This window comes from Streptococcus parasanguinis, from assembly GCF_001578955.1.
GTDB classification, from domain to species: Bacteria; Bacillota; Bacilli; order Lactobacillales; family Streptococcaceae; genus Streptococcus; species Streptococcus parasanguinis_U.
In genome coordinates, this window is sequence record NZ_KQ969689.1 from 296886 (window position 1) to 304983 (window position 8098).

Here is an 8098-nt window from a genome sequence, read left to right on the forward strand (position 1 = left end):
GGTCACAGAAGGATAGAAAACGCAATCATTTGAAGGATTGCGTTTTTTTTATTGACAATTGTCAGATAATTCGGTATATTCTTAATGTATTTAATTTAAGATTCATTTAAGGAGATCATTACAAATGAAGAAAAAATTTGCTCTTTCATTTTTAACCATTGCAAGTGTCGCTCTTCTTGCGGCTTGTGGTGAAGTTTCTACTTCAGGTTCAAACACAACTGGTAACGAAATCGGTAAAGAACTAAAAGTCGGTTTTAACTTTGAAAAAACTGGTGAAGTAGCAGCCTACGGTAGTGCTGAACAAAAAGGTGCTCAATTGGCCGTTGATGAAATCAACGCTAAGGGTGGAGCTGACGGTAAGAAGATCGTTGTCACAGACAAAGATAACAAATCTGAAACAGCTGAAGCAGCAACAGTCACTACAAACCTTGTCACTCAATCAAAAGTAAACGCTCTTGTAGGACCTGCAACTTCTGGTGCAACTGCAGCAGCCGTTGCCAATGCTGGTAAAGCAGGTGTTCCATTGGTAACACCATCTGCAACTCAAGATGATTTGACAAAAGGTCAAGATTACCTTTTCCGTGCAACCTTCATCGATAGCTTCCAAGGAAAAATCATTTCAAAATATACAACTGATAACTTGAAAGCGAAGAAAGTCGTTCTTTACTACGATAACTCATCTGACTATGCTAAAGGGATTGCTGAAGCCTTCAAGAAATCTTATAAAGGTGAAATCGTAGCAACAGAAACGTTCCAATCTAAGGATACAGACTTCCAAGCAGCTCTTACAAAAATCAAAGATAAAGACTTCGATGCGATTGTTCTTCCAGGTTATTACACTGAAACTGGTAAAATCGTAAACCAAGCGCGTGGTATGGGAATCAAACAACCAATCATTGGTGGTGATGGATTTAGCGATGCGAAGTTCGTTGAACAAGCAACACCTGCTGCAGCTACAGATATCTACTACGTAGCTGGATTCTCTACTGAAGGTGAAATGACTGATAAAGCCAAGAAATTCGTAGAAGCATACAAAGCGAAATACAATGAAGAACCTTCAATGTTCGCAGCTTTGGCTTATGACTCAGTTTACATGGTTGCAGAAGCATCTAAAGGTGCTAAGAACTCTGTCGAATTGAAAGACAACCTTGCGAAGTTGAAAGACTTGGAAGGTGTGACTGGTACAATGTCAATCGACAAGAACCACAACCCGGTTAAATCAGCTCTGATGATTGGCTTGAAAGATGGTAAAGTCAAATCTGTTGAGTCTGTTAAACCATAATTATCATTTGTTGTTTGTACAAGAGGCTGGGAGAATAAAAATTCCTGGCCTCGCTCTTTATTGTTAGAAAGGATGGTTCAAATGCTCCAGCAATTAGTGAACGGTCTAATCTTGGGAAGTGTCTATGCACTCTTGGCCCTTGGTTATACCATGGTGTATGGAATTATCAAATTGATCAACTTTGCCCATGGGGATATCTACATGGTAGGTGCCTTTATGGGGTATTTCTTATTGAATTCATGGAAAGTGAACTTCTTTGTAGCCTTGCTTCTAGCCATGGTTGGGACAGCTATTTTAGGGGTTGTGATTGAATACCTAGCTTATCGTCCGCTTCGTCATTCGACTCGGATTGGTGCCTTGATCACAGCGATCGGTGTCTCCTTCTTGCTTGAATATGGGATGGTCTTCTTTGTAGGAGCCAATACTCGTTCCTTCCCACAAGTCATTAAGACTGTTCGTTACAACTTTGGTCCGATTTCAATCTCCAACATTCAGTTGATGATCTTGGGAGTGTCTGTTTTCTTGATGGTCGCTCTTCAATTTATTATTCAAAAGACAAAGATGGGGAAAGCCATGCGGGCTGTATCTGTCGATAGTGATGCCGCTCAATTGATGGGGATTAACGTAAACCGTACGATCAGCTTTACCTTTGCTTTGGGATCAGCCTTGGCAGGTGCTGGTGGTGTTTTGATCGGTTTGTATTACAACTCGATCGAGCCTTTGATGGGGATGACACCAGGGATCAAAGCCTTTGTCGCAGCCGTTCTTGGAGGGATCGGAATCATTCCAGGTGCTGCCCTAGGTGGATTTGTCATCGGTTTGTTGGAAACCTTCGCTACAGCGATCGGTCTTTCAGACTTCCGTGATGCCATTGTGTATGCCATCTTGATTGTGATCTTGCTTATCCGTCCAGCAGGTATCCTCGGTAAAAATGTGAAAGAGAAGGTGTAAGCCATGAAACAAAATTTAAAAGTGAATTTAGTCTGGCTTGGTCTTTTGGTCGCAGGTTTTGCCTTGATCCAAGTCTTGGTTGCAGCGGGTGTGCTCAACCTCTTCTATATCCAAATTTTAGAACAAATCGGAATTAATATTATCCTTGCAGTTGGCTTGAACCTCATTGTTGGTTTCTCAGGTCAATTCTCACTCGGTCATGCCGGATTTATGGCGATTGGTGCATACTCTGCAGCTATTCTTGGTTCCAAATCACCAACCTATGGTGCTTTCTTTGGTGCGATGGTTTTAGGTGCTTTGATTGCTGGTGTCGTTGCCTTGATCGTTGGGGTTCCAACCCTTCGTTTGAAAGGGGACTACCTCGCGATTGCGACACTTGGGGTTTCTGAAATCATCCGGATCTTGATCGTCAATGGTGGTACTCTAACAAATGGTGCCGCTGGGATCCTTGGTTTGCCAGCCTTTACAACTTGGCAATTGGTTTACCTCTTTGTTGTCATTACAACGATCTTTACGATTAACTTCTTACGCAGTCCAATTGGACGCTCTACCCTTTCTGTTCGTGAAGATGAAATCGCGGCAGAATCTGTTGGGATAAATACGACCAAGGTCAAAGTCATCGCCTTTGTATTTGGTGCGATCACAGCGGCGATTGCTGGATCTCTCCAAGCCGGCTTTATTGGCTCTGTTGTTCCTAAAGATTACTCTTTCACCAATACCATTAATGTCTTGATCATTGTCGTGTTTGGTGGTTTAGGATCAATGTCAGGAACAGTTGTAGCAGCCATCGTCTTGGGTATCTTGAACATGGTGCTTCAAGACTTCTCAAGTGTCCGTATGATCATTTACTCATTGGCTTTGATTCTCGTGATGATCTTCCGTCCAGGTGGTCTTCTTGGAACATGGGAATTCAGCTTGAAAAAACTACTCTCAAAAAAGGAGGCTAACTAATGGCACTTCTTGAAGTGAAAAATTTAACAAAAAACTTTGGTGGTTTGACAGCCGTTGGGGATGTGACCATGGAACTCAATGAAGGGGAATTGGTTGGGTTGATCGGACCCAACGGTGCCGGTAAAACAACTCTATTCAACCTCCTAACAGGGGTATATGAACCAAGTGAAGGGACCATTACCTTAGATGGTCAGCTCCTAAATGGTAAAGCACCTTATAAAATCGCTGCAGGTGGTCTGGGACGGACTTTCCAAAATATTCGTCTCTTTAAAGATTTGAGCGTTTTGGATAATGTCTTGATTGCCTTTGCCAATCACCACAAACCACATGTCTTTGCGAGTCTTTTCCGCTTGCCAAGCTATTACAAGAATGAAGAAGCTTTGAAAGCGAAAGCCCTTGAATTGTTAGCGATTTTTGGTTTGGAAAAAGAAGCAGATACCTTGGCCAAAAACTTAGCTTACGGACAACAACGTCACTTGGAGATCGTTCGTGCCCTTGCTACAGAGCCAAAAATCCTCTTCTTGGATGAGCCTGCTGCAGGGATGAACCCTCAAGAAACAGCAGAATTGACCCAATTGATCCGTCGCATTCAAAAAGAATTTAATATTACGATCATGCTGATTGAGCACGATATGAGCTTGGTTATGGAAGTAACAGAACGGATTTATGTATTGGAATACGGTCGCTTGATTGCCCATGGGACGCCAGATGAAATCAAGACCAACAAACGCGTAATCGAAGCATATCTAGGAGGTGAAGCCTAATGTCTATGTTAAAAGTTGAAAATCTTTCTGTACACTATGGCATGATCCAGGCTGTCCGTGATGTCAGTTTCGAGGTAAACGAAGGGGAAGTTGTTTCTCTTATCGGTGCTAACGGTGCTGGGAAAACATCTATTCTTCGTACCATTTCAGGTTTGGTGCGTCCAAGTGCTGGGAAAATCGAGTTTTTGGGACAGGAGATTCAAAAGGTTCCTGCTCAAAAGATTGTAGCAGCCGGACTCTCTCAAGTTCCAGAAGGCCGCCACGTCTTTCCAGGCTTGACTGTTATGGAAAACTTGGAGATGGGAGCTTTCTTGAAGAAAGATCGAGAAGAAAATCAAGCTAACTTGAAGAAAGTCTTCTCCCGTTTCCCACGTTTGGAAGAACGGAAGAACCAAGATGCAGCAACCCTATCTGGTGGGGAACAACAAATGCTAGCAATGGGTCGTGCACTTATGTCAACGCCAAAACTCTTGCTTCTGGATGAACCTTCTATGGGATTGGCTCCAATCTTTATCCAAGAAATCTTTGATATCATCCAAGATATCCAAAAACAAGGAACAACTGTTCTTTTGATCGAGCAAAATGCCAACAAGGCTCTTGCTATCGCAGACCGCGGTTATGTTTTGGAAACAGGGAAAGTCGTTCTTACCGGAACAGGAAAAGAACTCTTATCCTCAGAAGAAGTCCGCAAGGCTTATTTGGGTGGGTAAGATTTCTAAAGTTCACTAGAATATTAAAAAGAAAGGTCCTGAAGACCTTTCTTTTTTCATCTTTCCTGTTTGATTTTTCTAAATTTTGAAAACAAGAGAAAACTGCTGAAAGCGTTTGAAATCATTCTTAAAATCAAGTATAATAAAACTAATAAAAGCATAGGAGAACTTGTTATGGCTGTTAAAGATTTTATGACACGTAAAGTGGTTTACATTAGTCCAGATACTACAATTGCCCATGCGGCAGATTTGATGCGCGAACAAGGCTTGCACCGTTTGCCAGTTATTGAAAATGATCAATTAGTTGGCTTGGTGACAGAAGGTACGATTGCAGAAGCAAGTCCATCTAAAGCAACAAGCTTGTCAATTTTCGAGATGAACTATCTGTTGAACAAGACCAAGGTTAAAGATGTCATGCTTCGCGATGTCATTACCGTCTCTAAATTTGCTAGCCTAGAAGATGCGACCTACCTCATGTATAAGAACAAGGTGGGGATTCTTCCAGTCGTGGACAATGACCAAGTATCCGGTGTCATCACAGACCGTGATATTTTCCGTGCCTTCCTTGAAGTATCCGGTTATGGAGAAGAAGGAGTTCGTGTTCGCTTTGTGACAGAAGATAAGGTTGGAGTTCTAGAACAAATCATTCACTTGATTGTAGAAGAAGGCTACAACATCGCCAATACAGTCAATATCCCAACCAAAGACGATCGTGTCGTTATCGAAGTTCAAATTGATGGGGTGACAGATCTAGAAGGAATCCGTAGTAAATTTGAAGCCAACGGTTTGAAAGTCGATGAAATCACTCGAACAACCGCAAAAGCAATTTAATAAAAAATCAGGCTGGATGACAATCCAGTCTGATTTTTGTATAAGGTAACCTAATAAATTCTATAAAAATAATTATGATTTTATTAATCATGACGTGTATTCTAAGATTTTCCGCCGTGAGAAAAGAGCATGAAACATACTTGTTTCATGCTCTCGGAATTTTTGAGACATTAGGCTCAAAAATTAGTCATGGAACTTTGTGAAAGTTCGCTGACGTCCGTACTCACCTAAGGAAAATCGTAAATAGAAAAACAAAGCTAGATGAAAATCTAGCCTTATTTTTTCTATTAACGGGTAATGGGTTGTTTTTCTTTATCTAAAGTGAAGCCTTCGCCGAGAATTTCATGGGCTTCAGAAATGGTGATGAAGGCGAATGGATCAATCTGATTGATGATGTCTTTCATTTGTTTCATCTCATTCCGTGAAACGACACAGTAGACAATATCCAGGTCCTTACGGCTGTAATAGCCCATCCCACGGATAAAGGTAATCCCGCGACCCAGATCGTCAGATACCTTTTGGGCAATTTCTTCTGGTTTAGATGTAACGATGAGGAAGCCTTTTCCAGCAAAACCACCTTCTCCAATGATGTCGATCACAAGGGTGTCAATCAGGATAAAGAAGAGGGTATACATAGCTGTACGGACATCTTGGAAGACAACAACTACAGTTGTCAGAACAATGGCATCTACAATCAACATGAGTTTTCCCATGGTGAGGGAAGTGTATTTGTTAAAGATGCGAGCGAGGATATCTGTTCCTCCAGTAGTTCCACCGGCATTGAATATGATCCCTAGACCTAAACCAAGGACAACCCCAGAGGCAATACAGGCAAGCAGAATATCTCCTTTAAAGGCTGTAAAAATAAAGTGATGGTAGTGGTGGCTGAGGGGCATGGCCTCAAAAATTGCCATCCATGCCGAAACCGAAAAGGTCCCCAGTAAGCTCAGATAAAGAGATTTCTTGCCCAGCAGCTTCCAAGCCAAAACGAAGAGAGGGATATTGATCAGCAAGTTCATGATGGATACAGGGATTTTGAAGAGGTAATAGGTGATCAAGGTAATCCCTGTCGCTCCTCCTTCATAGAAGTGAAAGGGAATGACCAAAAAATAGATCCCAAACGAAAAAATGCCGGCCCCAAAAATGATAGCCAGAATATCTTTAAATTTAAACATGATAGGTTGTCTCCTAAAACTTTATAAGAACATTGTAACAAAAAAGTGAAAAAATGAAAATGACTTTGAAAAATTTTCTCTCCTAAAATACAAGATTTTTACCCTTATTTTTGGTAAAATAAAGAGAAGAAAACTAGAAAGAGGATACTATGGTAAACGGTACATTAATTTCATTTGAAGGTCCAGAAGGAGCGGGGAAATCATCGGTCCTAGAAGCCATTTTGCCTCTACTTGAAGAAAAAGGAATTCCTTTTATTACAACCCGTGAACCAGGTGGTGTCGACATTGCAGAAAAAATCCGCCAAGTCATTTTGGATCCAGACCATACTAGTATGGATGCCAAGACCGAGTTGTTGCTCTATATTGCTAGTCGCCGGCAGCATTTGGTGGAACGTGTCTTGCCAGCCCTTGCAGCTGGGAAGGTTGTCTTGATGGACCGCTTTATTGACAGCTCGGTGGCTTATCAAGGGTATGGTCGCGGTCTGAGTGTGGAAGACATCGAGTGGCTCAATCAATTCGCGACAGATGGTCTTAAGCCAGACCTAACCCTTTACTTTGATCTGGATGTTGAAGAAGGGCTCGCACGAATTGCGAAAAACCAAGAGCGGGAAGTCAATCGTTTGGATTTGGAAGGCTTGGAGCTTCACCAAAAAGTCAGACAAGGTTATTTGGCCTTGTATGACAAAGAACCAGAGCGCATCGTGAAAATCGATGCCAGTCAATTCTTTGAAGCAGTCTTTGCGGATGTCTTGGCTGTTTTAGAAAATCGCTTGGGGACATTGAAATGAATCTAGAAGAGATCCAACAGCTCCAGCCAGAACTGGTGGAGCGCTTCACCCAGATCCTAGAACACAAACAGCTCAGTCATGCTTATCTCTTTACAGGCTCTTTTGCCAGTTTTGAGATGGCCCTCTTGCTAGCTCAGAGTCAGTTTTGCGAAGATTTGCAAGGAGTCTGGCCTTGTGGCAAATGCCGATCCTGTCGCTTGATTGCTGAAGAAGAATTCTCAGATGTGAAGATCGTGCGTCCAGTCAACCAGATCATAAAGACTGATCGTATTCGCTCGCTCGTTCAAGACTTTTCTCAATCCGGATTTGAAGGAAGTCGGCAGGTCTTTATCGTCCAAGATGCGGACAAGATGCACACCAATGCAGCAAATTCTCTCTTAAAGGTTATGGAAGAGCCCCAGAGTGAGATCTATCTCTTCTTGTTGACATCCGATGAAAACTTGATTTTACCGACCATCAAGAGTCGGGCCCAGCAGGTCCATTTTCCAAAAAAGCAAGCCTACCTTACCGAACGTCTAGAAAAAGAAGGTTTGATTAAATCGCAGGCAAGTCTAGTAGCTCGATTTAGTTTTAGTCTTGAAGAGGCAGAGCAGCAAAAAAAGAATGCTACTTTTTTTGAGTTGGCTAAAGTTTGTAATCAGTTCAT

At 42.0% G+C, this 8098-nt stretch carries 9 protein-coding genes; 8 read left to right on the forward strand and 1 reads right to left on the reverse strand.

Annotated features, from left to right (window positions below):
* Window positions 1–124: 124 nt before the first annotated feature.
* The 6 genes from SPADD19_RS01405 to SPADD19_RS01430 all read left to right on the forward strand — a co-directional run bounded on the left by SPADD19_RS01405 (window position 125) and on the right by SPADD19_RS01430 (window position 5489).
* On the forward strand, window positions 125–1282 hold the full coding sequence (locus SPADD19_RS01405) for an ABC transporter substrate-binding protein (protein WP_061455012.1): 1158 nt from the start codon (window positions 125–127) through the stop codon (window positions 1280–1282).
* Window positions 1283–1363: 81 nt separating this feature from the next.
* A complete protein-coding gene (locus tag SPADD19_RS01410; protein ID WP_061455013.1) occupies window positions 1364–2233 on the forward strand; it encodes a branched-chain amino acid ABC transporter permease in 870 nt (289 codons plus the stop codon).
* A gap of 3 nt (window positions 2234–2236) precedes the next feature.
* On the forward strand, window positions 2237–3184 hold the full coding sequence (locus SPADD19_RS01415; RefSeq protein ID WP_003008278.1) for a branched-chain amino acid ABC transporter permease: 948 nt from the start codon (window positions 2237–2239) through the stop codon (window positions 3182–3184).
* A complete protein-coding gene (locus SPADD19_RS01420; protein WP_003005595.1) occupies window positions 3184–3948 on the forward strand; it encodes an ABC transporter ATP-binding protein in 765 nt (254 codons plus the stop codon). Before SPADD19_RS01415 ends, SPADD19_RS01420 begins: the two co-directional genes overlap by 1 nt.
* Window positions 3948–4658, forward strand: a complete 711-nt coding sequence (locus SPADD19_RS01425) for an ABC transporter ATP-binding protein (protein WP_048715357.1) — start codon at window positions 3948–3950, stop codon at window positions 4656–4658. Before SPADD19_RS01420 ends, SPADD19_RS01425 begins: the two co-directional genes overlap by 1 nt.
* Before the next feature lie 174 nt (window positions 4659–4832).
* Window positions 4833–5489 carry a CBS domain-containing protein gene (locus SPADD19_RS01430; RefSeq protein WP_061455014.1) on the forward strand — a complete coding sequence of 219 codons (657 nt, stop codon included), beginning with the start codon at window positions 4833–4835 and terminating at the stop codon, window positions 5487–5489.
* 287 nt (window positions 5490–5776) lie between these two features.
* On the opposite strand, the gene SPADD19_RS01435 is transcribed toward SPADD19_RS01430, so the two are convergent.
* Window positions 5777–6664, reverse strand: a complete 888-nt coding sequence (locus tag SPADD19_RS01435) for a YitT family protein (RefSeq protein ID WP_061455015.1) — start codon at window positions 6662–6664, stop codon at window positions 5777–5779.
* Window positions 6665–6813: 149 nt separating this feature from the next.
* On the opposite strand from SPADD19_RS01435, the gene tmk reads away from it, so the two are divergent.
* Complete coding sequence (gene tmk, locus SPADD19_RS01440) at window positions 6814–7452, forward strand: dTMP kinase (RefSeq protein ID WP_061455016.1); 639 nt, start codon at window positions 6814–6816, stop codon at window positions 7450–7452.
* Window positions 7449–8098: DNA polymerase III subunit delta' (locus SPADD19_RS01445; protein WP_241496388.1), on the forward strand; the 650-nt coding region annotated here is incomplete at its 3' end. The genes tmk and SPADD19_RS01445, both read left to right, overlap by 4 nt.

What these genes read in the sequence shown, in the direction of transcription:
- SPADD19_RS01405 (WP_061455012.1), top strand. Translation starts at nt 125, where the DNA reads ATGAAGAAAAAATTTGCTCTTTCATTTTTAACCATTGCAAGTGTCGCT.
- SPADD19_RS01410 (WP_061455013.1), top strand. Translation starts at nt 1,364, where the DNA reads ATGCTCCAGCAATTAGTGAACGGTCTAATCTTGGGAAGTGTCTATGCA.
- SPADD19_RS01415 (WP_003008278.1), top strand. Translation starts at nt 2,237, where the DNA reads ATGAAACAAAATTTAAAAGTGAATTTAGTCTGGCTTGGTCTTTTGGTC.
- SPADD19_RS01420 (WP_003005595.1), top strand. Translation starts at nt 3,184, where the DNA reads ATGGCACTTCTTGAAGTGAAAAATTTAACAAAAAACTTTGGTGGTTTG.
- SPADD19_RS01425 (WP_048715357.1), top strand. Translation starts at nt 3,948, where the DNA reads ATGTCTATGTTAAAAGTTGAAAATCTTTCTGTACACTATGGCATGATC.
- SPADD19_RS01430 (WP_061455014.1), top strand. Translation starts at nt 4,833, where the DNA reads ATGGCTGTTAAAGATTTTATGACACGTAAAGTGGTTTACATTAGTCCA.
- SPADD19_RS01435 (WP_061455015.1), bottom strand. Translation starts at nt 6,664, where the DNA reads ATGTTTAAATTTAAAGATATTCTGGCTATCATTTTTGGGGCCGGCATT.
- tmk (WP_061455016.1), top strand. Translation starts at nt 6,814, where the DNA reads ATGGTAAACGGTACATTAATTTCATTTGAAGGTCCAGAAGGAGCGGGG.